General features: G+C 39.9%; 26 protein-coding genes. 10 read left to right on the top strand and 16 right to left on the bottom strand.

Translation table 11 applies throughout. From position 1 onward, the window contains the following. The first annotated feature begins 109 nt into the window (after positions 1-109). On the top strand, positions 110-1,252 hold the full coding sequence (locus tag ACPEH5_RS19675; protein ID WP_042845016.1) for an MFS transporter: 1,143 nt from the start codon (positions 110-112) through the stop codon (positions 1,250-1,252). Positions 1,253-1,320: 68 nt separating this feature from the next. Here ACPEH5_RS19675 and ACPEH5_RS19670 read toward each other — a convergent pair whose 3' ends face one another. Together ACPEH5_RS19670 and ACPEH5_RS19665 are read right to left on the bottom strand one after the other, a co-directional pair. Beyond that, complete coding sequence (locus ACPEH5_RS19670; RefSeq protein WP_129466203.1) at positions 1,321-2,265, bottom strand: ATP-grasp fold amidoligase family protein; 945 nt, start codon at positions 2,263-2,265, stop codon at positions 1,321-1,323. A 384-nt stretch (positions 2,266-2,649) separates the two neighbouring features. Then, on the bottom strand, positions 2,650-3,747 hold the full coding sequence (locus ACPEH5_RS19665; RefSeq protein WP_131680647.1) for a fatty acid desaturase family protein: 1,098 nt from the start codon (positions 3,745-3,747) through the stop codon (positions 2,650-2,652). Between the two features lie 576 nt (positions 3,748-4,323). Here ACPEH5_RS19665 and ACPEH5_RS19660 point away from each other — a divergent pair. The 4 genes from ACPEH5_RS19660 (at position 4,324) to fghA (ending at position 7,194) form a co-directional block, all read left to right on the top strand. Beyond that, the gene (locus ACPEH5_RS19660) at positions 4,324-4,650 is read left to right on the top strand and encodes a DUF1090 family protein (RefSeq protein ID WP_042845013.1); all 327 of its coding nucleotides are present in this window, start codon (positions 4,324-4,326) and stop codon (positions 4,648-4,650) included. A gap of 302 nt (positions 4,651-4,952) precedes the next feature. Next, entirely contained in the window at positions 4,953-5,225 is a 273-nt protein-coding gene (gene frmR, locus ACPEH5_RS19655; protein ID WP_042845012.1) for a formaldehyde-responsive transcriptional repressor FrmR, read from the top strand. 17 nt (positions 5,226-5,242) lie between these two features. Further along, on the top strand, positions 5,243-6,355 hold the full coding sequence (locus ACPEH5_RS19650; RefSeq protein WP_042845011.1) for an S-(hydroxymethyl)glutathione dehydrogenase/class III alcohol dehydrogenase: 1,113 nt from the start codon (positions 5,243-5,245) through the stop codon (positions 6,353-6,355). An 11-nt stretch (positions 6,356-6,366) separates the two neighbouring features. Continuing rightward, positions 6,367-7,194, top strand: a complete 828-nt coding sequence (gene fghA / locus ACPEH5_RS19645) for an S-formylglutathione hydrolase (RefSeq protein ID WP_042845010.1) — start codon at positions 6,367-6,369, stop codon at positions 7,192-7,194. Between the two features lie 96 nt (positions 7,195-7,290). Here the strand turns inward: fghA and ACPEH5_RS19640 are convergent, their stop codons facing one another. The 9 genes from ACPEH5_RS19640 to hemP form a co-directional block, all read right to left on the bottom strand. Then, positions 7,291-7,509 carry a HEAT repeat domain-containing protein gene (locus tag ACPEH5_RS19640; RefSeq protein WP_042845009.1) on the bottom strand — a complete coding sequence of 73 codons (219 nt, stop codon included), beginning with the start codon at positions 7,507-7,509 and terminating at the stop codon, positions 7,291-7,293. 328 nt (positions 7,510-7,837) lie between these two features. Continuing rightward, positions 7,838-8,050, bottom strand: a complete 213-nt coding sequence (locus tag ACPEH5_RS19635; RefSeq protein ID WP_131680645.1) for a HEAT repeat domain-containing protein — start codon at positions 8,048-8,050, stop codon at positions 7,838-7,840. Between the two features lie 307 nt (positions 8,051-8,357). Beyond that, the gene (locus ACPEH5_RS19630; RefSeq protein WP_206074968.1) at positions 8,358-9,149 is read right to left on the bottom strand and encodes a heme ABC transporter ATP-binding protein; all 792 of its coding nucleotides are present in this window, start codon (positions 9,147-9,149) and stop codon (positions 8,358-8,360) included. Beyond that, positions 9,150-10,151 (bottom strand): FecCD family ABC transporter permease, encoded by a 1,002-nt coding sequence (locus ACPEH5_RS19625; protein ID WP_042845007.1) that lies wholly within the window; start codon positions 10,149-10,151, stop codon positions 9,150-9,152. Further along, positions 10,148-10,969 carry a heme/hemin ABC transporter substrate-binding protein gene (locus ACPEH5_RS19620; RefSeq protein WP_042845005.1) on the bottom strand — a complete coding sequence of 274 codons (822 nt, stop codon included), beginning with the start codon at positions 10,967-10,969 and terminating at the stop codon, positions 10,148-10,150. Before ACPEH5_RS19620 ends, ACPEH5_RS19625 begins: the two co-directional genes overlap by 4 nt. Before the next feature lie 16 nt (positions 10,970-10,985). Further along, complete coding sequence (locus tag ACPEH5_RS19615; protein ID WP_131680643.1) at positions 10,986-12,035, bottom strand: hemin-degrading factor; 1,050 nt, start codon at positions 12,033-12,035, stop codon at positions 10,986-10,988. 24 nt (positions 12,036-12,059) lie between these two features. Next, positions 12,060-14,060, bottom strand: coding sequence for a TonB-dependent hemoglobin/transferrin/lactoferrin family receptor (locus ACPEH5_RS19610; RefSeq protein ID WP_131680642.1), 2,001 nt, complete (start codon positions 14,058-14,060; stop codon positions 12,060-12,062). Positions 14,061-14,142: 82 nt separating this feature from the next. Continuing rightward, the gene (locus tag ACPEH5_RS19605; RefSeq protein ID WP_129466200.1) at positions 14,143-14,415 is read right to left on the bottom strand and encodes a hypothetical protein; all 273 of its coding nucleotides are present in this window, start codon (positions 14,413-14,415) and stop codon (positions 14,143-14,145) included. Between the two features lie 82 nt (positions 14,416-14,497). Next, positions 14,498-14,671, bottom strand: coding sequence for a hemin uptake protein HemP (gene hemP, locus ACPEH5_RS19600; protein ID WP_094301214.1), 174 nt, complete (start codon positions 14,669-14,671; stop codon positions 14,498-14,500). 225 nt (positions 14,672-14,896) lie between these two features. Between hemP and ACPEH5_RS19595 the strand changes: the two genes are divergently transcribed. Continuing rightward, positions 14,897-15,526, top strand: coding sequence for an NAD(P)H-binding protein (locus tag ACPEH5_RS19595; protein WP_129466199.1), 630 nt, complete (start codon positions 14,897-14,899; stop codon positions 15,524-15,526). A gap of 167 nt (positions 15,527-15,693) precedes the next feature. Beyond that, positions 15,694-17,019 carry an MFS transporter family glucose-6-phosphate receptor UhpC gene (uhpC, locus tag ACPEH5_RS19590; RefSeq protein ID WP_131680640.1) on the top strand — a complete coding sequence of 442 codons (1,326 nt, stop codon included), beginning with the start codon at positions 15,694-15,696 and terminating at the stop codon, positions 17,017-17,019. Between the two features lie 53 nt (positions 17,020-17,072). On the opposite strand, the gene ACPEH5_RS19585 is transcribed toward uhpC, so the two are convergent. Genes ACPEH5_RS19585 through ACPEH5_RS19565 form a run of 5 tightly spaced genes read right to left on the bottom strand, consistent with a single transcriptional unit; the run spans position 17,073 to position 22,355 of the window. Beyond that, on the bottom strand, positions 17,073-18,017 hold the full coding sequence (locus ACPEH5_RS19585; protein WP_048607809.1) for a DUF1177 domain-containing protein: 945 nt from the start codon (positions 18,015-18,017) through the stop codon (positions 17,073-17,075). Between the two features lie 2 nt (positions 18,018-18,019). Continuing rightward, the gene (gene pepE / locus ACPEH5_RS19580; protein ID WP_042844993.1) at positions 18,020-18,742 is read right to left on the bottom strand and encodes a dipeptidase PepE; all 723 of its coding nucleotides are present in this window, start codon (positions 18,740-18,742) and stop codon (positions 18,020-18,022) included. Positions 18,743-18,745: 3 nt separating this feature from the next. After that, complete coding sequence (locus ACPEH5_RS19575) at positions 18,746-19,939, bottom strand: aminotransferase class V-fold PLP-dependent enzyme (RefSeq protein WP_129466196.1); 1,194 nt, start codon at positions 19,937-19,939, stop codon at positions 18,746-18,748. Positions 19,940-19,959: 20 nt separating this feature from the next. Further along, a complete protein-coding gene (locus ACPEH5_RS19570; RefSeq protein WP_042844990.1) occupies positions 19,960-21,588 on the bottom strand; it encodes an OPT/YSL family transporter in 1,629 nt (542 codons plus the stop codon). A 53-nt stretch (positions 21,589-21,641) separates the two neighbouring features. Continuing rightward, positions 21,642-22,355, bottom strand: coding sequence for an IclR family transcriptional regulator (locus tag ACPEH5_RS19565; RefSeq protein ID WP_164975506.1), 714 nt, complete (start codon positions 22,353-22,355; stop codon positions 21,642-21,644). Positions 22,356-23,000: 645 nt separating this feature from the next. On the opposite strand from ACPEH5_RS19565, the gene galE reads away from it, so the two are divergent. The 3 genes from galE (at position 23,001) to galK (ending at position 26,345) form a co-directional block, all read left to right on the top strand. Continuing rightward, positions 23,001-24,026 carry a UDP-glucose 4-epimerase GalE gene (galE, locus tag ACPEH5_RS19560; protein WP_281110406.1) on the top strand — a complete coding sequence of 342 codons (1,026 nt, stop codon included), beginning with the start codon at positions 23,001-23,003 and terminating at the stop codon, positions 24,024-24,026. Positions 24,027-24,038: 12 nt separating this feature from the next. After that, a complete protein-coding gene (locus ACPEH5_RS19555; protein WP_048607805.1) occupies positions 24,039-25,091 on the top strand; it encodes a UDP-glucose--hexose-1-phosphate uridylyltransferase in 1,053 nt (350 codons plus the stop codon). A 93-nt stretch (positions 25,092-25,184) separates the two neighbouring features. Further along, positions 25,185-26,345, top strand: a complete 1,161-nt coding sequence (gene galK, locus ACPEH5_RS19550; protein ID WP_042844983.1) for a galactokinase — start codon at positions 25,185-25,187, stop codon at positions 26,343-26,345. The last annotated feature ends 3 nt before the right edge of the window (positions 26,346-26,348 follow it).

Here is a 26,348-nt window from a genome sequence, read left to right as displayed (position 1 = left end):
GTGTTCCTTTTTTAAGAACACAACGTTGTCGTATTCTACGATGTAGTTGCAGCGCATATTATTTACTTTGTTAGTTGGAGAGTGGGGCGTGAATCAGTCCACTACTATCATGCGCAAACGCGACAATGCATTCGTTCCTGTTGCAGGGTTAACGATTTTTGCTATTGCATCGGGTTATTTAATGAGCTTAATTCCTCTGTCGATGGGGAGTTTTGGCATTGACACACAATATGCCGGGTGGTTAGCCAGCGCTTATTATATTGGCTTATTAATTGGTTCAATGCTGATTGAACCTGTTATTGCAAAAATAGGCCATCGCTTAGCATTTATTGGTTTTCTGTTAATGTTAGCGGCAACGGTGATTGTACTACCTTGGGTTCCTACCATTGAAGCTTGGCTGCCGAACCGCTTAATCGCAGGGGTTGCTGTCGCCGGTATTTTTGTCGTTGTTGAATCTTGGTTATTGATTGGTGATAACCCTAAAGAACGAGCAAAACGCCTAAGTTTTTATATGACTTCATTATATGGCGGGACAACACTAGGTCAATTGGCGATTGGCGTTATTGGTACGCATGGTGCATACCCTTTTATGGTGGTTTTAGGGTTATTATTATTAGCTGTTATGCCGCCATTATTTGTGCGTGGAGGCCAGCCTGAAAGTGGCTCACACCAAAAATTATCATTAAAGAAAATATCTCGTTTAAGTAAACCCGCAATTATTGGTTGCATGGTTTCGGGTATGACGATGGGCACTATCTATGGGTTAATGCCACTATCATTGAAAAAAGATCAATTTACCACTGACCAAGTGGGTGTTTTGATGGCTTCAATTATTTTAGGTGGGATGTTAATTCAGCCAGTCGTCAGCAAGTTATCTGTTATGATGAGTAAAACATTATTATTGGCGATGGTTTCTTTGTTAGGTGTTTTCGCGATGGGGGTGATTTATATCTCTAGCGATTATTTAGTCATGATTGTGGCTCTAGCATTATTAGGGATGTCAACATTTGCGCTATATCCTGTTGCAATTACCTTAGCTTGTGACAACCTTGATTCGTCCTATATTGTTGCAGCAACTCAGGTTATGCTATTTAGTTATAGTATTGGCTCAGCAATGGGGCCGATAGCGGCTGGGACTTTTTTAAACCAGCAGAATGGGCTAGTGGATTTCTTCTTCCTTGTATTGTTGGTAACGGCAATTTATATGTTAATTGCTAGCTTACGCCGTAAAGCGAGTGTTTTGGCGAATTAAATTTACTCAGTTTGCCAACAACAAAAAGGCTCTGTTACTTAGCACAGAGCCTTTTGTTTTATTTAGTATTATTTTTTCTTGTTAGCGGCAGGGGTGGCGAGTTTAGCCCCTACAGGAACATCATTTTTTGCTGGTGTGATCCGCTGCTCCCACAATTCCCCCAGTTTAAAGTCCCATGAAAGAGGCGATATTTCTGTTCTGCCTGCATTTGGTGCAAAGGTCAACTCACTAAAATAAAGTGTATTTTCATCTGACATTAAAAAGTCGGCTCGACAGTAGTCAAAAGGAGTGACTAGGATTTCCGCTAGACGTAACATTTCTTTAAACAATGGTGGTTCAGGAACAGGGTCCAACATATTCGGGTAGCCAAAGGTAACGGGCTGCAACTGCCAATTAACATCATAGATGTTAATAAATTCATTACCAAGCTCATCAGTATAATCAATTTCAGCATAAACAGGTTTACCAGAGAAACAGTGAACACGGCATGTTTCAGGCACGAGTTTTTTGTTTTTATTGGCAAATAAATCAATATATTCCTCGCAGATAATGCGTGCTGGAATATTTTTATAATGACGTTCACGAGTAATGTAATAAAGGTTTTTGGTTAAATGAAATGCCAATTTATCCTTTGCTTTAGGCCAATTAAATTCAGCTTTATTATTACATATAACGCTACTGCCGCTATCATGACTACATTTTAAAACAAAACATTCCGGTAGGTCATCAATAATGATTTCATTGGCATTTTTATAGGTCGCTAAAATAGGGACTAAATATTCATTACCTATTGTACGGGAAACATAATCACGTACGGCTAGTTTATTTGCAAACTGAGTGTAAAGTGGGTTTTTGTCACGTAGCATCCTAAAATTTACCTTCTCATTAAAGCTTTTCGGGGCTTTAAAATCAGGACGATAATTAAGATTTTTAGTAAATTTATTAGCCAGATACGTTTTATCACTGACAACAAATGTGCGTAATTGTTTTATAAAATACTCTGCTTTTTTCATGCGAGTTTTAACCATTCTAAAAATTGTAGTGTGTAGTTTTAAATATAATTTTTCTTCGATTATATTTTTTATAACTTAAATAAATCATCAATAAACGTAATGTCCGACTTAATAATTTCTTAATAAATTAATGCTAAATAAATGATAAATAAAAGGTGTTGGTTGTAATGAAGGATAATGGGTTGCTTATTTTTATATCAATAATTAAATCAATTGTTTTAATTGATTGTTATTAACAATGTTTTTTTAGTAATAAAATAGCAAAAGTCTAACGTGTTACTCTTAAGTAATTATTTTAATGGTGACATATCCTAAATTAATTTATTTAGGATATGCCTGGCATTGCGAAAGTAAGGGGGGAATAAGACAACATTGTTTAGGGAATTATGATAAGGGAGGCTCCCCCATTTGTCGTAAGAAACGTAACTGCGCAGCAACAAGCTGTTTGTAATTAATGCAACGATACGGCATGTTATGTTGTTGTGCGAGCGTTGCCAAAATCTTGGCGAGAGCAGGGTAATGACGGTGGTGCCAATTAGGGAAAAGGTGGTGAGTGAGGTGGTAATTTAACCCACCGGTTAAGCGCCACAAATAATGAGGTGAAGGGACCCAATCACAAGCCGTCACAAAATTATGATGGTACCAACCATGTTTTATTTGTTTGTCATCAGGAGCGGTAAAAAATTGTGCTTCTGCCCAATGAGTACCGAGGAGCAAGTAAATGACAAAAATAGAGGCGACCATTTGGCTTAATAAATAAGTAATAAATATTGTGGTATAACTGATCCCATGGCTATGAGCAAAGAATAACGGCAACCCTATCATTAAGATTAAATGGCCTAATTTGCTAGCAAGAAAGAGGCTCCATCCTAACTTACCCTCTAAAACTTTTTGAGTTTTTAAGCGTGTTTTCCCAGTTCTATCTGACCAATCAAATACTAATGCAATCCATGTCAATGAGAGTGAAGCAACAAAAGGCCAATAAATATGTTGATATTTCATAAAGGGACGCCATTTCTGGAATGGCGTTTGGCGAAAAACCCCATTTTCTTCAGTATCTAGATCATAGTGTTCAATATTGGCGTAATGATGGTGATAATGAACGTGCCGTGTACGCCAAAATTCAGGCTCTAGCCCTAGAGGTAAGGTTACGAAGCGCCCAAATACACGATTTTTCCAGCGTGTTTTAAACAGGGTATTGTGGCAAGCGTCATGTTGGCCTATTACATTTAATAACATAATAAGTAGAACGAATATAAAGTAAGCGGATACGTAAACCAAAGTGGATGAGGTAAACAGTGTTGGCAGGTAACTCAATAGAGCAATAGCAAACAAGGTCACTATAGCTATTAGGTCAGCTTTCCCTGCATACACATGATCTTGTTTTGCGTGCAGGTACGCTTGGCTCGCCTGTTTTAATGCGTTATGAAAACGTTGCTCGTCAGCATTTGCAAATATTAATTCGAATTCAGAAGGGTGCATTACTACTCTCTGTGGGGGTAATTTTCTTTAGAATCTATACTATAGCGTTACTCCGTAAATAGCCGCAAAATAAAAATGAAAAGCAGTGATGGTTTCGACCTATTCTTAATCAAGAAAAAGTATTCGTTATATCCTGTTTTTTATTAAATTCGCTGGCTATTAGCCAATAGTGCTTAATTGATGAGAAGTTTAAGAAGCCAGTTTAATCAGGGCAGGAAACGACTATATAACGATAATAGTTGAATTAAACTAATCGATTTGATTGGGTGGATAATGCTTAACCAGAGAAAATTGATAAGGTTAAGGAACAAATTTTTAGCTACATCCTTGTAGAATAGTCCGTTGAACATAAAGTAACAAAGAAAAGTATGTCTGTCTGTAATAAAGCATCAGAAAGAATGTTTTTAGCTTCATTCAGTATTTATGATAAATAATCTTTATCATCATTATGGTGTTTTAGTATCTTATTTGTAATATCATACTGAATTAAGTTAAATTAGGAGTTTGCCTATATTGAATAATGTACAAAAATGATTATATTTTAGCGATTAAAATTTTTGTATGTAGGAGTCTTGAATGAAAAAAGTATTGTTAATATTTTTATCAATATTATTTATCCCATTATCTTCTTCGGCAGGATATAAATACTATGGTTGTGAAAATAAAATTTACCAATTAGAAAAGCAATTAAAATATGCCAAAATGCATGGGAATAGAAATAGAGTTGCTGGGTTAGAACGTGCGATTACTAAGGTACAAAATAATTGTTATGACCATTATTCGGGGGCGACAGGCCCTACGAGGTTGAATAATCAGTATCACTTTGATGATACTGAGAAATTAGAGCGAGAAATAGATATTCTTCGCGAAGAAATTAACCGATTAAAAGCCTTGAACAACTAATCTAAATAGCGGTTATTAATTTGCAAAGTAGATAACCCATCTTTGGAATATTTACTTTGCATTTTTTTATCGAAAATTTTTTACGCCTAAGTGGGCGAGGAAAATTACTTTTCAGCCTTGTATTTAACCCTTTTATACCTTTCTTTCTCTGCATATAAGTTAATTATAAACTATAAACCAAATAGATAACTTATTTTCTTCCTAAGGGAAATTTTGAGTTTTTATTTTAACAAATAGATAAGCCCTGTACAGATAATCTCTTAGATACTATACTCCCCCTATGTATAATGAAGGGCTTGAATATGCCACATTCACCAAAAGAAAAAAAAGCGGTACTGACGAGAGTCAGGAAAATAAAGGGGCAGTTATTAGCTCTAGAGTCGGCTTTGGAAAATGAAGCTGAATGCGCCGCGATTTTACAGCAAATAGCGGCAATTCGCGGTGCAGTTAATGGTTTGATGGCTGGGGTATTAGAAAGTCACTTACGCGAAGGGCTTCAAGAGTCAGCAACAACACAATTGCAAAAAGATTCAGTGGATGATGCTATTTCATTGATTCGAACATACTTGCGATAAATAAATAAGGAATAATGATGAAATCACGTGCAGCCGTCGCATTTGGTCCAGGCGAACCACTGAAAATTGTAGAGATTGATGTAATGCCTCCTCAAGCTGGGGAAGTGTTAATTAAGATTAGCCACACGGGTGTTTGTCATACGGATGCTTTCACCTTGTCAGGCGATGACCCAGAAGGGCTTTTCCCCGTTGTCTTAGGGCATGAAGGTGCTGGGGTTGTTGTGGAAGTTGGTGAAGGGGTAACAAGTGTTGAGGTAGGTGACCATGTTATTCCTCTTTATACTGCGGAGTGTGGGAAGTGTGTTTTCTGTGAATCAGGTAAAACCAATTTGTGTGTGTCTGTACGGGCAACACAAGGTAAAGGCGTAATGCCTGACGGTACAACGCGTTTTTCCTATAACGGGCAACCTATTTACCATTATATGGGGTGCTCAACCTTCAGTGAATATACTGTGGTTGCAGAAGTTTCTTTAGCGAAAATTAATCCGCAAGCCAATCATGAAGAGGTTTGCTTACTAGGTTGCGGTGTAACAACTGGCATTGGCGCAGTTCACAATACGGCGAAAGTACAAGAAGGTGATTCTGTTGCTGTATTTGGTCTAGGTGGTATTGGCCTTGCTGTCATTCAAGGGGCAAGACAAGCAAAAGCTGGGCGCATTATTGCGATTGATACTAACCCCGCAAAATTTGAATTAGCACGTCAGTTTGGTGCAACGGAATGTTTAAACCCTAAAGATTATGATAAACCCATCCAGCAGGTATTAATTGAAATGACGGAGTGGGGGGTTGACCATACTTTTGAATGTATCGGTAATGTCAATGTGATGCGAGCAGCATTGGAAAGTGCCCACCGTGGTTGGGGGCAATCAATTATTATTGGTGTTGCTGGTGCAGGGCAGGAAATATCGACTCGCCCATTCCAATTGGTTACAGGTCGTTCATGGCGAGGCACTGCATTTGGTGGTGTGAAAGGGCGTAGTCAACTACCAAAAATGGTTGAAGATGCAATGAAAGGGGATATCGAACTCGCGCCGTTTGTGACACATACCTTACCATTAGATAGCATTAATGAAGCATTTGATTTAATGCATGAAGGTAAATCAATTCGTACAGTTATTCACTACGACTAAGGGAGGGAGTCATGGAGAGAATTGAACGCCATGCCTCTTTTGGGGGGTGGCAAGATGTTTATCAACATCAATCTACGGTGCTTGGCTGTGAAATGAAATTTGCTGCCTATTTACCGCCTCAGGCAAAAATTCAGCCTTGCCCAGTGATTTATTGGTTGTCAGGGTTAACCTGCGATGAGCAAAATTTTATTACTAAGGCGGGTGCGCAGCAGTTTGCTGCTCAGCATGGTGTTATTTTGGTAGCTCCTGACACAAGCCCTAGAGGGGCTAAAGTGGCGGATGATGAGGCTTATGACTTGGGTCAAGGAGCGGGTTTTTACATTAATGCTCTGCAAGCTCCATGGAATAGCCATTACCAAATGTATGATTATATTGTGTCGGAATTACCCACTTTGGTCGAAGCTCATTTACCCGCTTCAGATAAGCGCTCCATTTTTGGTCATTCCATGGGTGGGCATGGGGCACTGATGATTGGCTTACGTAATACGGGCCGTTATTGTAGTTTATCTGCGTTTGCACCTATTGTGGCTCCATCTCAAGTTCCATGGGGGCAAAAAGCATTTACGGCATATTTAGGGGATGAACGGGAGCGTTGGTCTCAATACGATACGGTAAATTTGCTTGAAAACGCGGACTCTATTCCCCCAATATTAGTCGATGTGGGTACGGCGGACCCTTTTTATAAAGAACAGTTAAAGCCTGAATTGTTTGCTGATATTTGCGATAAAAAACAGCATGCATATACATTAAATTTACGCGATGGTTATGACCACAGTTACTATTTTATTAGTAGTTTTATTGGTGAGCACATTGCGTTCCATGCATTACATTTGAAATAAAATAGCTAAAACACAAAAAGTGGGGCTCGATAATGAGTTTCACTTTTTTATTATAAAAATTAGAAATATTTAGATAACAAATTTCAGAGTATTATTCTATTCAAAGTGTTGGTTTAATAATTTGCTCACAGCATTGATTGCACTTATTGCAACATCTCTATTTGGGTCATGACAGAGTTCAAGTAATCGGTTAATTGTATTATTTTGCTCAATAGGTAGTTTACAGTTACCTAAAGCTGAAATGGCGGCTATTTTGACGTCATCATTTTTTCGTTTAGTTAAACGAAGAAATGTTTCTAACACTCTATGATCCATAATTTATCCTAAAAAATACTATTATTAAAAATAGATGGGAAAAATATATTAATATTATTAATTTCCTAATTATTAAAGTACAGGAACGTTGATATTAGCAAAATAAAATTATAAATAATATTAAAAAAACTCGGCTGCTGTGTGCTATTTTATGAGAGTGTTTAATCACCAAATTACCTAATAAGTCATAGGGGTTTATCTTCGTCGGTATCAGGTTCAATGGTGATTTTTCAGGGAATAAGAAAGCCTGTTAAAGTTTATGACAATAAGCTAGAAGGTGAGTGCTATATACAATAGCATGACTCGAAAAAATAGTATTACCCATAGATTAAAAGTGGTCAGAAAGTTTACTTAATGCTTTTATTGCAGATACCGCAACATCTTTATTTGGGTCTTTGCATAATTCAAGTAGCCGAGTGACAGCCGTCTGCTGCTCAACTGTGGCTCGATAATCCCCCAATGCAGATATGGCCGCTATTTTTACATCATCATTTCCTCGGTGTGTTAATTCTATTAATGTTGTTATGATATTATTTTCCATGTGCTTCCTTGTCAGCTTTACTAAATCAGACATGCATTCTAAGTGAAATTACTTGATATTTATTTTTTAATTTAGGCTTATTATTAACGTATTGTTTTGATTCTACTCATTTTTAGAATAATAACCACGTTGTATATTTAATAATGGTAAATCAATAGGCTATGCAGGAAATAAATCATCACGGCAACAACTTATAAGAGTAGGGCTATTTTAAATAGTGACAGATAATTAGATTAAAGGGTAAATAAAAGCACTTTAGCAAGTTATGAGTTAAAGTGCTTATGGGGTAATTAATATTATAAATAAATCAATGGCGTAAATAAATATATGGTGTGTTATTTTCAGGGTGTAGAGTGACGCCTAAATCTGCTTGATACCAACGCGTTAGGTTTTCGGTGGTTAATACATCAGTAGGAGAACCTTTCGCCACAAGTTGACCATCATGGATTAATAAGACTTTATCCGCATATAATGCTGTAAGGTTAAGGTCATGCAATACGCAGCAAACTGCTAGTGGCTGTTCACGAGTGAGTTGGTGTAATAACCGTAGGCTATGCTGTTGGTGGTATAAATCGAGAGCAGAGGTTGGCTCATCAAGAAATAAACAAGCCGGTTGTGGGGTTGGCTGCCATAATTGGGCTAACACGCGCGCTAATTGGACTCGCTGTTGTTCCCCCCCTGAAAGCTGCCGGTAATCCCGTTGACGCAATGGTTGGCAGTGCGTTTGTGATAACGCCTCATCAATGGCAAGGTGCTTGTTTTCAGAGCCATAAGGTGTTCTCCCCATAGCAACTACATCTTCAACCGTAAATGCAAATTGCAGGTGACTATGCTGTTTCATGACAGCGCGTTTACGTGCTAAGTGGTTGTGATCCCAATCGGATAGTGCCTTGCCTTCTAAAAAGCAAGCACCTTGAGTTGGAGTATTGTAGCCGGTGAGTAACTTCAATAAACTGGATTTACCTGCACCATTAGGCCCAATAATAACGACCATTTCCCCTTGTCCTATCGATAAACTGATATCTTGGATCAAGGTTTTGTCGTGGATTTTGTAAGATAGATTTTTGGCTTCTAACAATGTTGGTTTCATTTGCATCATTTAAATTTTCCCCGCGGGTTGCCGTAGAATCAACCATAAGAAATAGGGGCCACCAATAAGGCCAGTGAGTAAACCAACAGGTATTTCTGCAGGGGCAACAGCTGTTCGCGCAATAGTATCGGCAATTAAGAGTAGTGAAGCACCGACTATCGCAGAACCTGGGATTAACCAGCGGTGATCAGGGCCAAGTGTCATGCGGATCAAATGCGGAACGACTAAGCCAACAAAACCAATGACACCGCTCATCGCAACAGCACAGCCGACCAACATGGCGCTAAGGAAGAGTAAAATAAATTTAGCACGTTCAACATTTAGGCCAAGATAATGAGCGTCTTCATCGCCGAGTTGTAAGATATTAAGCTTGTTCCCTTGTGCTAAACAGACAACACTGATGGGCAAAATAACGGAAGCGGCAATAGCCAATGAAGGCCAGTCAACATTCCCGAGTGTTCCCATCATCCATAAGCTAAATGTTCTGAGTTGTTGGTCATTACTGATATAGCTAAGAACCCCAATAAATGACATACACAATGCATTAATGGCAATTCCGGCTAATAAAAGCCGTGCTAGATTGCCATTTGATGAACGATTCAAACTAAAAATAATGAAAGAAACGGTCAGGCTACCCACGAATGCGGCAGCAACGTGACCATAGCCCTGCATAACCGTCGGCAATGAAATGGAAAAAACAATAAAAGCGGCAACGGATAAAGCAGCACCACTACTAATCCCCAATAAACTTGGGTCCGCAAGCGGATTACGAAATAGGCCCTGCATAATTGCACCTGAAACAGCGAGTGCAAGGCCGACTAGGATTGCAATTAAAATACGCGGCAGGCGAATGTTTAACCAAATTTGCCAGTCGGTATCTGTGGCAGAAGCTTGCCACAGCGTTTTAAATGAAAAGTTCATTGCACCTGCATTAGATGCGAGAACGGTCAGGCCACAAAGCACTAGAAATAAAACGATAATCACCAAAAATGGGTTTTTAAAACGGCTCATTGGGACTTTTCTAATGCCTCACGTAGTTGTTGCATGACTTGAGGGGTACCTAAGCTAAAGGTGAGCATACCGACATCGTCAACAACGAGCAGAGCTTTGTTTTTCCCAGCAGGTGTCATTGACATTCCCTGTAATTTCCACACTTTATCGATTCCCCCTAGTGACTTAACGCCTTCTTCCGTAAACACGATTAAATCAGGTTGGCTTGAGAGTAACCCTTCTTGAGATAAAGGGCGGTAACTCTCAAAGTTAGACATCGCATTTTTTGCCCCGATGGCGCTGATAACACTATCTGCGGCAGTCTGCTTCCCTGCTGCAAGGGGCAGGACTCCGCCATGGCTCATGATAAATAGAACTTTTTTATCAATAGGCGTTGTATTGACCTGGCTTAGTGCTTGATTAAATTGATTAATAAGTTGCTCGCCTTGGCTCGTTTTTCCCACGGCGTTAGCAATAGTCTCAATTTTTTTGGGAATGGCTTCTAAATTAGGCTTCCCCGTTACCTTGATGATTTTTACACCACTTTTTTCTATTTGTGATAATGCCATCGAAGGTTTTGCGAGCTCACTCGCTAGTACGAGTGTTGGGCGCATGGATAACACGCCCTCCGCATTTAGCATCCGCATGTAGCCAACATCAGGAAGTTTGGTTGCTTGCTCGGGGTGAAGGCTGGTGCTATCGCGGGCAACGAGTTGTTGTTCCGCTCCTAGGGCATACACAATTTCAGTGACGTCACCACCTAAAGTGACGATACGTTCTGTTGCGTAAGCACTCATTGATATGACCAGCGTTGCAATTGTTAGAAGCCATTGTTTCATAATAAGTTACCTAGTTTTAAATGCGTGGTAATGCGGTGACTTGTTGGCGCCATTGCTCTTGCTCTGGAGTCCCTTCGGTACGCTGTCCATACATTTGTGCGATTTGATTTCCTTGGTTATCAAAGACTTCAAGACTAGTTACAAAGCCATCTTGTGTGGGTTTACGAGTTACCCAGCATTCGGCAATGCCATTTTCAATCATGTGCAAGGTGAAATCAGGGTTGAAAATGTTTAGCCACTTTAAGTCTGAACCTTCGCTTTGGTATGGCATGATTTTTTTTATTTCACCAGTAAAAATTTGCACACATCCGCGGTTGCCCACAAAAATCATGATTTCATTCTGATCCTTAAATGCAGTATTAATCAGCTGATTGAAGGAATCATTAGGGACTTTCCAAGCTAAATCATCGCTAACAGCGGCAAAAACTTGCTGGCGGCTTAAGTTATTTTTCTTTAACAATACAAAAAACTGATGGACATCCGTCATATCGCGCCATTGTTGTTCTAACTGGCGCTTTAGTTCCTCGCTAATAGGTTGACTGGTAAAAGGAACGATGGGCTGATGAACTAATTCTGCATTATCTTGGGTTGTGTATTTGTCAATCAGCGCATACCAAGCCGCCATATCCGTTTCTTCAGTGGTATAGACCTTATGTAGAGCATCACCATGTTTGTCAAAGAACTGAATACTGTGGCGTTCACCTTGTTTGCTTTCTTCAGTCAGGGCAAAAATCGCATCCCAGTGACTAAAAAACATCCGCAAATCAAGTGCGCGAGGGTTCAAGATTAACCCACCATGCGGGCTAAATGTGGCATTGTCATAGCGACCAACTTGCTCATGAACCACGTATTCGTTGCGAGTAATAGCTTTGACTTTCCCAACACTGGCCAATTCGGTCAGAAGCGTAGGTGCATCAATATCTAAGCGCACAGCTTTATCATGACCCACACGACTGTGTAGCAGTTGTGCTTCAGAAACATTTAAATAAGCGGCAAGATCACGAGCGTATCTGGCTTTATTATCTGCTTTAGCTTGTTGGTAACGCTCGAAAAGTGTTGAATTCACGTGTATCTCCTTAAATTGTGTGAATTACCATTGGAAGCTGACAAGTAGCTTGGCATTACGACCATCTTGCGGAATGCCTTGCGATGAGTAATATTCTTTGTCGAAGGCATTGCCTAGTACCACACTCGTTCCTAACCCTTTGAGCTGCCCATCACCTTGGTAACTGACGTAAAAGTCATGAACTGCATACCCCGCTTGTTTAGGGGCTTTTGAGGCTTTATTGAAATTGGTGTGGCGTGTAAATTCGCTTAACCAGCCTACAGAGAACCCACTATTGGCGACAGGGATTGACAGGTTGCTTGTGACGGATTCTGGCTTGATGGAGGTAATTGACTCACCATTGAATTCATTAATTCCTTCAGTGCGGTTGTAAGCTAAACTCCATTTGGCATAATCATTTGTATAATCGAGAGAAGCATCCCAACCCCAAATTTTGGCGCGTTTGGCATTGATAGAGGTGGTGTAGTTTTCCACCATATTAACGTCGGTATTGATGTAGTCTTTCGCTTTAGTATCAAAGTAGCTCGCTTTAAACTGTAGGTTGTCACGAGCCATCATTAAGTCATCAAAACGCAAACCAAAGCCATATTCAGCTGTCCGAGTTGTTTCTGGTTTTAAGTTTGGGTTAGGACGCCATCTGTTAAATTTATTCGGTCCCATAGGGAAGTGAATACTATCGTTATACATTTCCATCATGGTAGGTGCGCGAAATGCTTCAGAATATGAAGCAAACAGCATTGACCAGTCAGTTGGCGTAATACTGACTGCTCCTTTAGATGACCATTTACCTTCTTTGACTTTTTCATTACCTTTTGCTTTCGATTTATAATGGTCATAACGTGTGCCGATAATGAACGAAACAGGTAAATCTTTTAAGGTGATCTCATCTTGTAAAAAGCCAGAAGCAAAGGTGATCTCAGCATCAGGGAATTGAGTGGCTGCCGCGTAAGGGGTTTGTTTTTGCTGATAAGCTTCGCTGCCATAGGTTAAGTTATGCGAAGCAACAGGTAAGTCGTAGAAATTAGTTTTATTATCAATCTTTATACCAGAGGTTTTTTGCGTACGCCCCTCATAAGGGGTGCCTTGCCCTTTGGCTGTGATATTGACCTCTGAATAATAAGGCGTCACTTTTAGGTCGAGCCAATTCTGTGAAGACGGTTTTAAATGGTATGTCGCTTGTGCATCACGTTGGCGAGTCGTGCGGTTAACTTTTAAGTTTTTAGGTGTACTAGTGAGCTCTTGAGGGTTTTTTGGCTCGTGAGCATCGTTGTTGTAGTAACGGAGTTGGCCTGATAATTTTTGCGTATCGTCTATTTGCCATGTTCCTTTAGCTAATAGGTTGCCAATGGTCTCTTTGTTATCCATGTCATCGCCATTACTCATGCGAATATCGCCAGTCTCTTTGGTCACGAAACTGAATACGCCATCAAGGTTGTCGCTACGACCAAAAGCGGTACCACCAAAGCCAATACTATGATCTCCAGTTGAGCCTTGGGTAAATACACGGAAGCCGTGGTTTTGCCCTTCACGTAATAAATCTTTCGCATCAACAGTTTCCCACGCGATGACTCCCCCCATGGCACCACTACCATATAGCAAAGCTGAAGGGCCTCGAATGATTTCCACTTGCTTAATCAAGGCAGGGTCAATAAAGGTACCATTAATATGGCCCGTATCAGTGCCTTGTCGTACACCGTCAACAAGCGTCAAAATCCCATTGCGATCAAAACCACGCATATAAATATCTTGGCCATTGGTGCGAGCGGTTCCTGTCACACCAATTCCAGGCACTTTACGTAAAATATCATTCACGTTATTTGCAGTTTCGGTTTCTGGGGAATTATTTTTGATTACAGTCACCATCATTGGTGTATCAAAGCTATCGCGCTCAGTCCCAGTGGCATAGACGGTCATAACATCGTTGGCATTCTTTTTGGATGAGACTTCAGTGGTTTGGGCCTGTGCACTGGCTATAACCCCCAATATCGCACTGGTTATAACTGACACTCGTAAAACATGGGACATAATTGTGAGACTCCATAACGTATTTTATTTTTCGCTGTATTAAACAGAATGAGTTAAATATTTATTAATTAGCAGCTTATGGCTAAATAAAAGTGAGTGGGTCAGGGGGAACTGACTTTGGTATCACACAGGGGAAATTGAGTGTAAGTGGTGCGCTAGCATAAGAAAAAAGGGGAGTTAATGACTGTAGATCACTGAGATAGGCGTAGTTTGGTTGTGATAACGGAGTAACGTTATCTGTCATTTTACGCAAATAGAATGGTGTAAAACCATGTTGGTGGATCGAATAGTTATTTATGTATACAGGGTGCCCAGAGGCAAAAATAGGGTATACAGACGTCAGTTTAAACTCCATAAGAAACCTTTCCTATGCTTAGATTAAGCTGGCTGCCTGGATAATAACCTAGGTGGCTTGCGATTTATATTTTTGGCACAGACTACTTAGTTAAAATCAATTTACCTGTACGTGTTTGTCTTAATAAATAAAGTTCGCCATTATGTTGAATTGAGACCTTGCCATTAGGCCCCAAGAGTTGTTGGCTTTCTATTACGTCAGCTTTAACGGTTTGCTTTGCCGTTTCGACGTTGTGTTCTGCAACTGGCGCTGTCATATTATTTACCACACTAAATTTGTTGATAATAGAAATGATATTGAGAATGATTATCTTTAGAATCATTGCCAATATCAAGCGTTTTTCACAAACAAACAACAAAAGGGATACAAACCTTTGAGTCGGGAAGAAAATTATTCATTATGGGAGAGCTAGCAAAGGCAATAAGCGCGATGCAATGCTAAGCTATAGTTAGGGTTCACTGCTGACTCATGGAGAAATAAAGTGAAATTACTCATTGTTGGGGCAACAGGGCTAGTCGGTAGCCATGTATTATCATTAGCTTTAGCTGACTCTCGAGTCACGCAGGTTATTGCGCCTACGCGCCGTGATTTACCTGAGCATGCTAAGTTATGGGCGCCAACGGTTGATTTTAATCATTTGCCAGATGAGGCAGATCTTTGGGGAGTTGATGCGGTGGTGTGTACTTTAGGGTCAACAATGAAAGTAGCAGGCTCAAAGGCTGCATTTCGCCGAGTTGATTATGATTACCCGTTAGCCTGTGCTGAGCTCGCTAAAAAATGGCATTGTCCAACCTTTGTTTTGACTTCGGCATTAGGCGCTAATGCTAATTCCCCTTTTTTCTATAGCCGAGTGAAAGGGGAGCTTGAAAAGCGTTTAATATCATTGGGGTTTTCTTCTTTAACAATAGTGCGTCCAAATGTCATTAGTGGTCACAGAAGCCAAGAACGCCTTGGTGAAGTGGTGGTAATACGGGTTATTTCGTTTTTATCTCGTTTGCTTCCTGCAAGTTGCCAAATTAGCCCTGCAACTAATATAGCCTCAGCGCTACTCGAAGGCGCAGTCAATCCTATTCAGGGTGTGAATATTGTGTCATCAAAACAATTGGCATAACCAATTCACTCATTAAAAAATGAAGCTTAATCGATTAAGTTTTTTGATGTTGGTAACAAATTGAAATAAAAATGTAATAAAACTGTAACATTTAAGTAAATTTACCTATTGTTGCTATCAATGTATTGTCATATTTTTGCCTGCTAATACTTTTAGTAGGATTCAATATGTCAATATTTAAGGAACAACCAGATGTGCCAGTAACGATGTCAAAATCGGAAATCGACGCAAAATATAAATACTGGCGTCTGCATTTAATGATTGTTAGTTATATTGGTTATGCTGTTTTTTATTTCACACGCAAAAGTTTTAACTTTGTTATGCCTGAAATGCTAACTGATTTGGGGATCACAAAGGGTGATATCGGAATGGTTGGGACAGCTTTTTACCTAACTTACGGCGCTTCTAAGTTTCTGTCTGGGATCATCGGTGACCGCTCTAATCCACGCTACTTTATGGGGGTTGGGTTAATTGCCACTGGGGTCGTGAATATTCTATTCGGTTTAACATCATCCATATCCATGTTTATTGTGTTATGGATGGTAAATGCATTCTTCCAAGGGTGGGGATGGCCACCTTGTGCGAAAATCCTCAATACATGGTACTCACGTAATGAGCGGGGTCTATGGTGGGCGATTTGGAATACCTCGCATAATATTGGCGGTGCCATAATTCCAATTTTGTCTGGTGGTGTTGCATTAGCATTAGGGTGGCGCTACGGAATGATTATCCCTGGTGTTATTGCTATTGTGATTGGTATTGGTTTGTGTATTTTGCTACGTGATAGGCCGCGTACGATGGGGCTACCGACAGTTGGTGAATGGCGCAATGACATTGAAGAATTAAGATATGAAGCCAAAGGGGCGGGGTTACCACTAGGCCAGATCCTTAATCAGTATATTTTTAAAAATAAGGTATTGTGGGTATTAGCGCTGTCTTATGCCGTAATATATATCATTAGAACCGGGATCAACGACTGGGCTAATCTTTACTTAATTGAAGATCATGGTTTTAATCTACTGTCTGCGAACGCCGTCGTTATGATGTTTGAAATTGGTGGCTTTTTTGGGGCTATCGTAGCTGGATGGGGTTCTGACTTAATCTTTAAAGGTAATCGTGCGCAGATGAATGTCATATATGCGCTAGGGATTATCATAACGTCATTCTGTTTATGGATTGTGCCAGTTGATAACGAATATGTATTTTCATTCTTATTTTTTATGACTGGTTTCTTTATTTTTGGTCCACAGTTCCTTATTGCGATGGCCGCTGCTGAAAATTCACATAAAAATGCTGCGGGTGCGTCAACAGGCTTTGTTAGCTTATTTGCTTATATTGGGGCATCAATTGCAGGTTATCCGTTATCGCTGGTGATTGAAAAATACCAATGGAATGGTTTCTATTCGTTATTATTAACCTTATCCATTTTCTTGATCCTATTGTTGATAATTGCGATGGCGATGACAAAAAAGAAAATCAGTAATGATGCATAACGGTTTATCATAAAACCCAAAGGTCACTTTGATAGTGACCTTTTTTCGCTAAATTAACCTTGAATTTGTGCAAGGGAACCGTACAAGTTATACAACACATCATACTCGTCTTGTTGGTAAAAACGTATTTTATTCCAACAAAACTGCTTCGCAACTTCAACAGTAAACCTTGTAGCATCAACAAGTTCACTTTCATAACTTGCACCGGTTTCACTACCGGGGACCAGTGCTTTGGCTGTGATGGCTAAGCCAACTACAGGAGCATGGGTAGCAACATGGGGTTGCATAATGGAATTGAAATGATAAACACCGTTTTCATAAGGGGAAATATCTTGCGTGGTAATTGGGAATGTTTTTGCTACATCACCAGTCGCATATTCCATTAAACGCACTAAATCTGGAGAAACTCGCAAAATATAGCCTTGCTTGGCAGTTGGTGAAATCGCAATTCCTCGGTGTTTAATAATACTATTTCCCTTGGATGTATCGATAGATAAAATGGCATCCATCTGTTTATCGACTTCGTATTTATTCATCGTAGCTGAGGAAACGGGCATCCCCATAAAGTCGACAGGGTCATGAGGGGTTATCGAAACATGGGTTGCAATATGGGAGGTTATAATCACATCCCCTTTAAGCCGGCTACCTTTTGCTGCCATATCAAGTAGTTTCATCGCACTTGCAAAGGCAACAATAGAGCCATCAGCATCAGACACTAACCCGATTCGATTAGGTTGCGCTTGTTGTGCTCCTAAACGGCCAATAATACCAAGTGTTGGGTAATTTCCACCAGATAGTTTTCCCTCTGTACCGGGAATGACAACCTTAATAAAATGGCATAATTGACGAGTATCTTCAGGAGCCTCGTAGTTGACTGAGGTCACCGTGATTTGAGCATGGTCGGGGCTAACAGAGCTTAATAACGAGGACATTTTTTCCCCATCAACATGGGGGCTGTCCAATAACTCATAGACTTGGCTAACATAGTTCAATGACATTATTATGCTCCTTTAATCATATCTAATCGGAAAGGTTGGTTAGTGGTAATTTCTTCAATTTTATCGGGGCCACGTAGCCATAATGCATTTTGGTCACCTAAAATAGTGCCTTGTTCATTTTCAATAAATAACGCGGTACCTTCGTAGAGGGCAATTAACTCTTCGGTTGGGTTAATCGTCAAAAATTCATTTAAACGTTCCTCGCGGCTTTCCCCATTGTGACCAACTGGTTTGCCAGAAATAAAGTGTGGGTTAATTTGAAATGGTGATATGTTCAGTGAATTAAATGAAGGTGGTTGAACAATAGGCATATCATTAGTTGTACGGATCGTAGGGGTTGCAACATTACTTCCTGCACTCCACCCCATATAAGGTACTCCATCCTGTTTGACGCGCTGGGAAATTACGTCAACAATTTTGGCATCGTATAGGCGTTTTAGTAGAGCGAATGTATTTCCCCCACCAATTGCGATAGCTTGTGCTTCCTGCACTGCACTAATCGGGTCGCTAAAATGATGAATGGATTTTAATTCATAACCTAAGGCCCTAAATACAGGTTGTACAATGGCTTCAAACTTATCAAAGCTAAAAGTCACTGCGGCATAAGGAATAAATAAAATATTTTGTTTTTTATGTTGTAATAATCGATGAATTTGCTCATCAGCATGTTCTAAATAATTCATGTTTCCCATGCGTGAACTACTCATTAATAATGCTTTAGTCATTTTTTATTCCTTTGTAATATCATTAATTGCGTTAATAAATAAATCTATTTCTTTTTCAGTATTAAAATAATGCAATGATAATCGAGCCATTCTTTCTATGTTATAGAACTGCAAAATTGCCGTTGCCATAAAATGCCCTGATTCAATAATGATATTTTTAGCTTCTAATTTTTGCATTAATAAATCAGAGGAAATACCCTTAATGTTAAATGGAATTATTCCTATACGCTGATTGCTATTATCTGGACCATATATTTCAATATTTGGAATTGTGGCTAATTTCTGCATAGCATATTGTGTGAGGGTTTGATTACGTATTTCAATTTGCTCAATACCTAATTGGGATGCATAGTCTAATGCAGAGTTCAAACTGATAATTGCAGGGATATTTGGGCAACCTGCTTCAAAACGTTTAGCGGTCTTGGGTAATATCACCGTACCTGTTTTAGGGTCGATGCTACTATTCCACCAACCAACTAGCATTGGGGTTAATAAGGGGATTAACGACTCACGGACAAAACATATCCCACTGCCTTCGATTGCTCTTAAGCCTTTTCGTCCACAAAAGGACATAAAATCACATTGCCAACTTTGAACATTAACACGATACATTCCAATAGCCTGAGAGGCACTGACATGGCTTAATACCCTATACTTTTGGGCTATTTCACAGATAGCCTGCACAGGTTGCATAACGCCAGTTATATTAGATAATGCCACAAAACTGATGAGTTTCGTTTTGGGGGTAATGGCGCATTCTATGGATGCGGGAGAAATAACCCCTTGCTTATCGGCTTGAACAGTAACAATTTTTATTCCTTTTTCTTCTGCTAGCAATTGCCATATTGAAATATTACTGAGCATTTCGGTATCCGGGATAATAACTTCATCACCTGCTTGCCATGAAATACCTCTAGCAATTAAACAAATGGACTCTGTACCATTTTTAGTGAATGCAATTTCACTTTCTTTAGCACCAATAAACGTGGCCATTTTTTTCCGGCAAACTTCGACCTGCTGGTATGTTGCTTTGCGAAAACTTGGCAGATAGATACCTTGTTCTGCTGTTTTGTCGAGGTAGGCCTTTACCGCATCAATGACCGGTTTGGGTGGGGGGGCTGCGGCTCCAGTATCGAAATAGACGTAGTTTTGTGAGACTAGGGTATCTTGCTGTGCTTGTTGCCATATATTCATCATAATTATATTCCTATTGAAAACTATCGAGCCCATAGGGAAAGCAGTTTTGCTTTTATCGTTGGAAGAAAGGCTTTGGCGGTGGAATAGAGCGCATCACCGGCAATGAGTCCTCCAGCGAAAGTTGAAATTTTATCTGAGCTAATATTAAAGAAGCGTTGTATGATGACCCGCACGGCGAGCGCTACGAGAACGGTCCAACCTGCAATGGGGTAGTTGATCATCAAGCCTGTTGAAAAAAGAACACCAATTTGGTTTTTTGCCCCGCCAATTAATTGAATAACAGCCCCAGGAATGGCCCACAGTAACAACATCATTGCGACATCAGATGAACTGCCTGCTTGAATTGTTGCCGCATAGAGTCGAGAGGCAGGGACAATTTTGTCTTGCTGAAAATAGAAATCATAAGTCAGTGCAACAACGACTAAGGCACAGGAAAAACCAATAATAGAGGCAAAATATTGTTGCTTTCGGCCATAGCGCTCAACATTTGGGTTTTTGCCGTTACCGCGGATCATAAACCCAGTCTTTAAGTCAAACCCCATATCTGCGAATGCAGGGCCAGTGGCGACACAGAACCCAACTAATACGGCTAATGCTTCAGGGGGAAAACCAATAAGGATACCTATCATTAATGAGATAAGCGCAGCTGCCGTCGCTGGAAACCAACCTGAATGCATGGCAGCCATCCCCACAATCATCTCTTGAATCAAAGCTGCTAGGGTAGCAAAAATAAGGAATCCGATGAGTTGTGGCAATGTCATCGTCACAAAAATTTGGCTAATAAAGGTTAAGGCGAGGGCGGTGAGAAAGTAGAAAATAGCCCCTTTAATTAGTGTTGATTTAATACGGCGGCTACTTTGAATAAGTTCTTCACTTTCTTTAATTCGCTGATCCGTTTCTTTTTTATTACGAAAAACAATGGCACCTATTTGAATGAGTGCGACAATTCCTGCCCCAATCATTACACCGTGAGGGACATAGTGTTCATATAAATTATAACTAATTAGACCCGATTCAGAAAAACCACGAATAAGTAAGCCAATAGCAAACATGAATAATGCAAAGATACTACCGATTAAAGCGATACCTGCGGAGGCCATAGGGATGCCAAATCCCGCACCGATTGCGCCTGCAGCAAAGCCTGTTAATAGAGCACCTAGTCTTTTGCCACCTTTATTTCCTGCCCATAGTGTTTCTGCTGTTGCAACGCCAGCAGGCCAAGAGGCACTCGCTGGGTATGCGCGAGTATTAAATAATCCGTATAATATTGTGCCATCAATAATAATAGCCACAAATGCACCAGCCATCATAGGGTAAATTAATTCAGGCATACCGAGCACCCAAGGGACACCGATTGAGACCATCAATCCATTCGCTGCGGCAAAGGTGGCGGCTGAAATACTGGTTTGAATTAAATTTTGAGCATCTATAAATTTAAATGAAGAAAAAATTGAAAATGGTAATCTTGATAATAATATAGCTAATACAGCGCCAATAATTGAGGTGTTCGCCGATATTCCTAGTGTGACAATAATTTGTATACCGATAATAGCACCAACAAATGATAATATAATTATTGCAATAAGCAGTGCTGGAGAAAAAATAGATACACGTACCTCAGTATCATTTTTATCATGAGATATATTCATAGAGTTACCTATTTTAATATTGAATTATATTTATTTTTTATATTTCTCCATATTTAAAATATGGCAGATAACTTGCTTGCTGTAGATTTTAATAATGGATAATATTCAGTTAAATTTTTACTTTGGCTTGAGGCAGCAATACATAAAGAGCCTAACACCCCTTTTTCAAATGAAAAAATAGGTACTGATAACCCTTGAGTCCCTGCAAGGTAAGCTTCTTTTGAATAGGCATAGCCTTCATCCGCGTAAAGTTTCAATTGATGTTTTAATTCCAAATCATTTTGTAAATTGTGTTTTAAAAGATAATCCTCAATATAAGTCACATCCATTGAACTTAAGATAATTTGTGTAAAAGGCGCTTCGTGTAATGACAAGGCCTCACCTTCTTTTGAGGTAAAGCGTATTAGGTGGTCATTTTCTAAAATAAAATTACAAATGGCGATATCGTTATAGCGACGATAAATAAAAATAGTTTCATGCGTTTTGCTGGCTAATGGCTGGAGGTAATCATTAGCCAACTGAGAAAATTGCCGTGTATTATTTGCTATGTGGCCAATTTCGATGCAGCGTAAGCCCAATAAGTACTCTTTACTGTTATTTTTTTGTAGAAACCCTTGCTCCTCTAAAAGGTTAAACCCACGTTGCACCATTGAGGGGCTTTTACCGATATGACGAGCCAGTTCACGCACTCCCCATATTGGTTTATCAATTGAAAAATGGTCTAGCAGAGTTAAAACAAACCCTGCGGATTGTAACTGATTACTCATGCTTCCCCCTGTGTGCATTAAATTAAACGGTATTATTGTTATTTTTCGTTCCTTTATCAGGAACAGTGTTCCGCTTATCGATGTAAATATATTTAGATGAAATAACATACAAAGTAAATGATTTGTTGCCACAGTGTTAAGTTGGTCACTGAATCAATTGTGATCATTCATCAAAATAAGAGTTATTTTGATGTAATATGTTGATTTTTATATTTAATTATATGGTTGTAGACTGTTCCTAGTAGCGAAACAGTGAGTGGGAGCGTTGATATATGAGATGAATGGCATAAATCATCAAACAAGAATGGTGGTGACTAAACGTTATTCATAATGTGGTTGGGGGGGGGAACCCTAATACACTGATTTCGACGCGGTTGAATATTTTTTCGTTATAATAATATTCATAAAGTAACTTATTAGAGTCACAAAGTTACTCTGTGCTTTTTTTATCCAAATCATTATCCTCGATTGGCATCTTATTTTTTCAATTCACATGATATTCATCGGTTCTTTGCTATTTTTGTGTAAACGTTTACACTAAATCGAGTTTGATCACAGAATTGGATATCAACTCGTTGGTATACTCGCCCACAACGGCAAGCTGAAAGGCAAATATGAAATTGAAGGCGTACTAAGGAGTGAAACATGCAGCAGGGTGAAATATTCGTCACTGGGGGATTGGGTTATATTGGTAGTCATACTTGTGTCCAATTAATAAAAGCTGGATTACTTCCTGTTATTGTTGATAATTTACATAATGCTAAATTGGAAGTGCTTAATCGCATTGAACAATTAACTGGGGTGAGGCCGGTTTTTTATCACTGTGATATTCGAGATGAACCGGCTATTAAATCTATTTTTAGCGCCCATCAATTTCGTTCAGTTATTCATTTTGCAGGGTTAAAAGCGGTTGGCGAATCAGTTAAAAAACCCATTGAATATTATGATGTTAATGTCAATGGCACTTTGGTTTTAGCTCGTTGTATGAATGAAGCTAACGTAAAAAGCTTAATTTTCAGCTCTTCTGCTACCGTTTATGGGGAACCTAGCACATTACCCATTACAGAAAACTTCCCAACAGGTAACACGCAAAGCCCTTATGGCACCAGTAAATACATGGTTGAGCGTTGCTTATCTGACCTTTATCACGCCGATAATTCGTGGTCGATTTCCTTATTACGCTATTTTAACCCTGTGGGTGCACATTCATCAGGCCTGATGGGGGAAGCCCCTCAAGGTGTGCCAAATAATTTAACACCTTATATTACACAGGTTGCGGTAGGAAAAAGGGATAAACTAGCAATTTATGGAAACGATTACCCTACTGTTGATGGGACTGGCGTTCGTGATTACATCCATGTAATGGATTTAGCCGATGGGCATGTTGCTACATTGCAAGGAGTCGGTCAGCAAGCAGGGTTACATATCTATAACTTGGGAACCGGAAATGGCTTCAGTGTACTGCAAGTGTTGCAGGCGTTTGAAAGAGCCGTTGGGAAGCCTATTCCTTATACTATCCAACCTCGTCGTGCTGGGGACATCGCAGAGTATTGGTCTACCCCTGAAAAAGCGTATCGTGAATTAGGTTGGCAAGCGGTGCGTACCCTTGATGATATGGCCGCAGACAGTTGGCGTTGGCAAGTAAATAACCCTAATGGATACAATAAATAGGAGATTGATAGCATGAATAAGATGCCATTTAACCCCTCAGATTGCCCTCATCGCCGTTATAACCCGTTGACGGGGCAATGGGTTTTGGTTTCACCTCATCGAGCAAAGCGCCCATGGAGTGGTCAAGATGAAAAGCCGTCAATAACAGACTTGCCTGAATACGATAAAAATTGTTTTCTGTGCCCAACAAATACTCGTGTTTCAGGCGAGGTAAACCCTAACTATCAAGGTACTTATGTTTTTCAAAATGATCACGGTGCTTTGTTAGAGCAAGCCTGTGCTCAGCCAGAAAACCAGTCAGCGTTATTTCAAACTCAATCAGTCAGAGGCGTTAGCCGAGTCATTTGTTTTTCACCAGATCACAGTAAAACGCTACCTGAGCTTTCACTTCCAGAAATTGAAAAGGTGGTGGAAACATGGCAACAGCAGGTTACGGAACTCAGTAAACAATTTACTTGGGTTCAGGTATTTGAAAATAAAGGTGAAATCATGGGGTGCTCTCAACCGCACCCTCATGGGCAGATTTGGGCGAGTGATTTTCTGCCAAATGAAATCGAACGAAAAGACCATTTTTTAGCACAATATTATCAGCGCCATGGCAGTAATCTACTGATGGATTATGTCAATGCAGAACAAAAATCTGGTGCGCGTACTGTGGTGGAAACAGAGTATTGGATAGCAGTTGTACCTTATTGGGCCGCTTGGCCGTTTGAAACGATGCTGTTACCTAAACAACCGATTAGGCGCATGGATGAAATGAATGAGACCGTCCGTACAGACTTGAGTTTGGCGCTAAAAAAACTGACTTGCCGCTACGACAATTTATTTCAGTGTTCCTTCCCTTATTCGATGGGGTGGCACTTTGCCCCTTATTTTAAACCACATAAAGATATTGAACATTGGCAATTACATGCGTTGTTTTATCCGCCGCTATTGCGTTCTGCAACGGTCAAAAAATTTATGGTGGGTTATGAAATGTTAGCTGAAACCCAGCGTGACCTAACGCCAGAACAGGCAGCCCAGCGTTTAAGAGAGGTTAGCGAAATACATTACAAACAACGCTAAACCTAACGAAATAGTTAAGGAATTATTCAAATTAATATTTGCTTGGATTTTATTGTTCGAGTAAATCAATTTTACGATTAAGGAAAGCAAACAATGGAAATGCTGAAAAAAACGGTTGCTAATTCATTCGAGAAAACCTTTGGTTATCCAGCGAATATTTATGTTCAGGCTCCAGGGCGAGTGAATCTGATTGGTGAACACACAGACTATAATGACGGTTTTGTGCTGCCGTGTGCCATTAATTACCTAACAATGACTGCGGCGGCAAAACGTGATGACCGTATTATTCGAGTAGTTGCTGCCGATTATAATAATGATTGTGACGAGTTTAGCCTAGACCAAGAAATTACATTTTTACCTGAAAAAATGTGGGCCAATTATATTCGCGGTGTAATTAAGTTCTTGCTGCAACGTGGGTTTAAGTTTAACGGATGTGATATCGCAGTCAGTGGCAATGTACCGCAAGGAGCGGGGTTAAGTTCTTCAGCTTCATTAGAAGTGGTTATAGGGCAAACAATGAAGGCCTTGTATCAATTAGATATTAGTCAGCAAGATATTGCGCTGAATGGTCAACAGGCGGAAAACCAATTTGTCGGTTGTAACTGTGGCATCATGGACCAATTAATTTCAGCCTGTGGTGATGAGGGGCATGCCTTATTGATTGATTGTCGTAGTTTGGATTTACTGGCAATTTCTATCCCTGACGACCTAGTTGTGATGATAATCAATTCAAATAAACAACGGGGGCTAGTGGGAAGTGAATACAATACTCGGCGTAAACAATGTGAAGAAGCTGCTGAGCGCTTGGCTGTAAAGGCATTGCGTGACGTGACCTATGATGAGTTTTTGCAAAAACAACATCAATTACCGCCATTAGTTGCCAAACGGGCTAAGCATGTGATTAGTGAAAATGAGCGTACACAGTTAGCCGCAATCGCGTTGACACAAAATGATTTACCCTTGTTAAGCCAATTGATGGAGCAATCACATATTTCCATGCGCGATGATTTTGAAATCACCGTAAAAGAGATTGATACATTAGTCGACATTGTGAAATCTATTTTAGGGGCTCAAGGTGGTGTGCGTATGACCGGTGGTGGTTTTGGAGGCTGTGTGGTGGCCTTAATGCAACAACAACTTGTGCAACCAGTGATTGAGGCTGTTGAAGCCCAATATTCTAAAATGACAGGCTTACAGGCGGATATTTATGTTTGTCAGCCAAGTGCCGGCGCTGGCGTAGTGAGTTTGAGTTGATCA

The organism is Providencia sp. NPDC089933, assembly GCF_049545585.1.
In the GTDB taxonomy this organism is placed as follows: domain Bacteria; phylum Pseudomonadota; class Gammaproteobacteria; order Enterobacterales; family Enterobacteriaceae; genus Providencia; species Providencia huashanensis.
Note: the sequence above shows the minus strand (reverse complement) of the source record. Positions and strands in the feature narration are given on the sequence as shown.

Coding starts and splice junctions, on each gene's coding strand:
- ACPEH5_RS19675 (WP_042845016.1), top strand. CDS start 110: ATGCGCAAACGCGACAATGCATTCGTTCCTGTTGCAGGGTTAACGATT.
- ACPEH5_RS19670 (WP_129466203.1), bottom strand. CDS start 2,265: ATGAAAAAAGCAGAGTATTTTATAAAACAATTACGCACATTTGTTGTC.
- ACPEH5_RS19665 (WP_131680647.1), bottom strand. CDS start 3,747: ATGCACCCTTCTGAATTCGAATTAATATTTGCAAATGCTGACGAGCAA.
- ACPEH5_RS19660 (WP_042845013.1), top strand. CDS start 4,324: ATGAAAAAAGTATTGTTAATATTTTTATCAATATTATTTATCCCATTA.
- frmR (WP_042845012.1), top strand. CDS start 4,953: ATGCCACATTCACCAAAAGAAAAAAAAGCGGTACTGACGAGAGTCAGG.
- ACPEH5_RS19650 (WP_042845011.1), top strand. CDS start 5,243: ATGAAATCACGTGCAGCCGTCGCATTTGGTCCAGGCGAACCACTGAAA.
- fghA (WP_042845010.1), top strand. CDS start 6,367: ATGGAGAGAATTGAACGCCATGCCTCTTTTGGGGGGTGGCAAGATGTT.
- ACPEH5_RS19640 (WP_042845009.1), bottom strand. CDS start 7,509: ATGGATCATAGAGTGTTAGAAACATTTCTTCGTTTAACTAAACGAAAA.
- ACPEH5_RS19635 (WP_131680645.1), bottom strand. CDS start 8,050: ATGGAAAATAATATCATAACAACATTAATAGAATTAACACACCGAGGA.
- ACPEH5_RS19630 (WP_206074968.1), bottom strand. CDS start 9,149: ATGATGCAAATGAAACCAACATTGTTAGAAGCCAAAAATCTATCTTAC.
- ACPEH5_RS19625 (WP_042845007.1), bottom strand. CDS start 10,151: ATGAGCCGTTTTAAAAACCCATTTTTGGTGATTATCGTTTTATTTCTA.
- ACPEH5_RS19620 (WP_042845005.1), bottom strand. CDS start 10,969: ATGAAACAATGGCTTCTAACAATTGCAACGCTGGTCATATCAATGAGT.
- ACPEH5_RS19610 (WP_131680642.1), bottom strand. CDS start 14,060: ATGTCCCATGTTTTACGAGTGTCAGTTATAACCAGTGCGATATTGGGG.
- ACPEH5_RS19605 (WP_129466200.1), bottom strand. CDS start 14,415: ATGGAGTTTAAACTGACGTCTGTATACCCTATTTTTGCCTCTGGGCAC.
- hemP (WP_094301214.1), bottom strand. CDS start 14,671: ATGACAGCGCCAGTTGCAGAACACAACGTCGAAACGGCAAAGCAAACC.
- uhpC (WP_131680640.1), top strand. CDS start 15,694: ATGTCAATATTTAAGGAACAACCAGATGTGCCAGTAACGATGTCAAAA.
- ACPEH5_RS19585 (WP_048607809.1), bottom strand. CDS start 18,017: ATGTCATTGAACTATGTTAGCCAAGTCTATGAGTTATTGGACAGCCCC.
- pepE (WP_042844993.1), bottom strand. CDS start 18,742: ATGACTAAAGCATTATTAATGAGTAGTTCACGCATGGGAAACATGAAT.
- ACPEH5_RS19575 (WP_129466196.1), bottom strand. CDS start 19,939: ATGATGAATATATGGCAACAAGCACAGCAAGATACCCTAGTCTCACAA.
- ACPEH5_RS19570 (WP_042844990.1), bottom strand. CDS start 21,588: ATGAATATATCTCATGATAAAAATGATACTGAGGTACGTGTATCTATT.
- ACPEH5_RS19565 (WP_164975506.1), bottom strand. CDS start 22,355: ATGAGTAATCAGTTACAATCCGCAGGGTTTGTTTTAACTCTGCTAGAC.
- galE (WP_281110406.1), top strand. CDS start 23,001: ATGCAGCAGGGTGAAATATTCGTCACTGGGGGATTGGGTTATATTGGT.
- ACPEH5_RS19555 (WP_048607805.1), top strand. CDS start 24,039: ATGAATAAGATGCCATTTAACCCCTCAGATTGCCCTCATCGCCGTTAT.
- galK (WP_042844983.1), top strand. CDS start 25,185: ATGGAAATGCTGAAAAAAACGGTTGCTAATTCATTCGAGAAAACCTTT.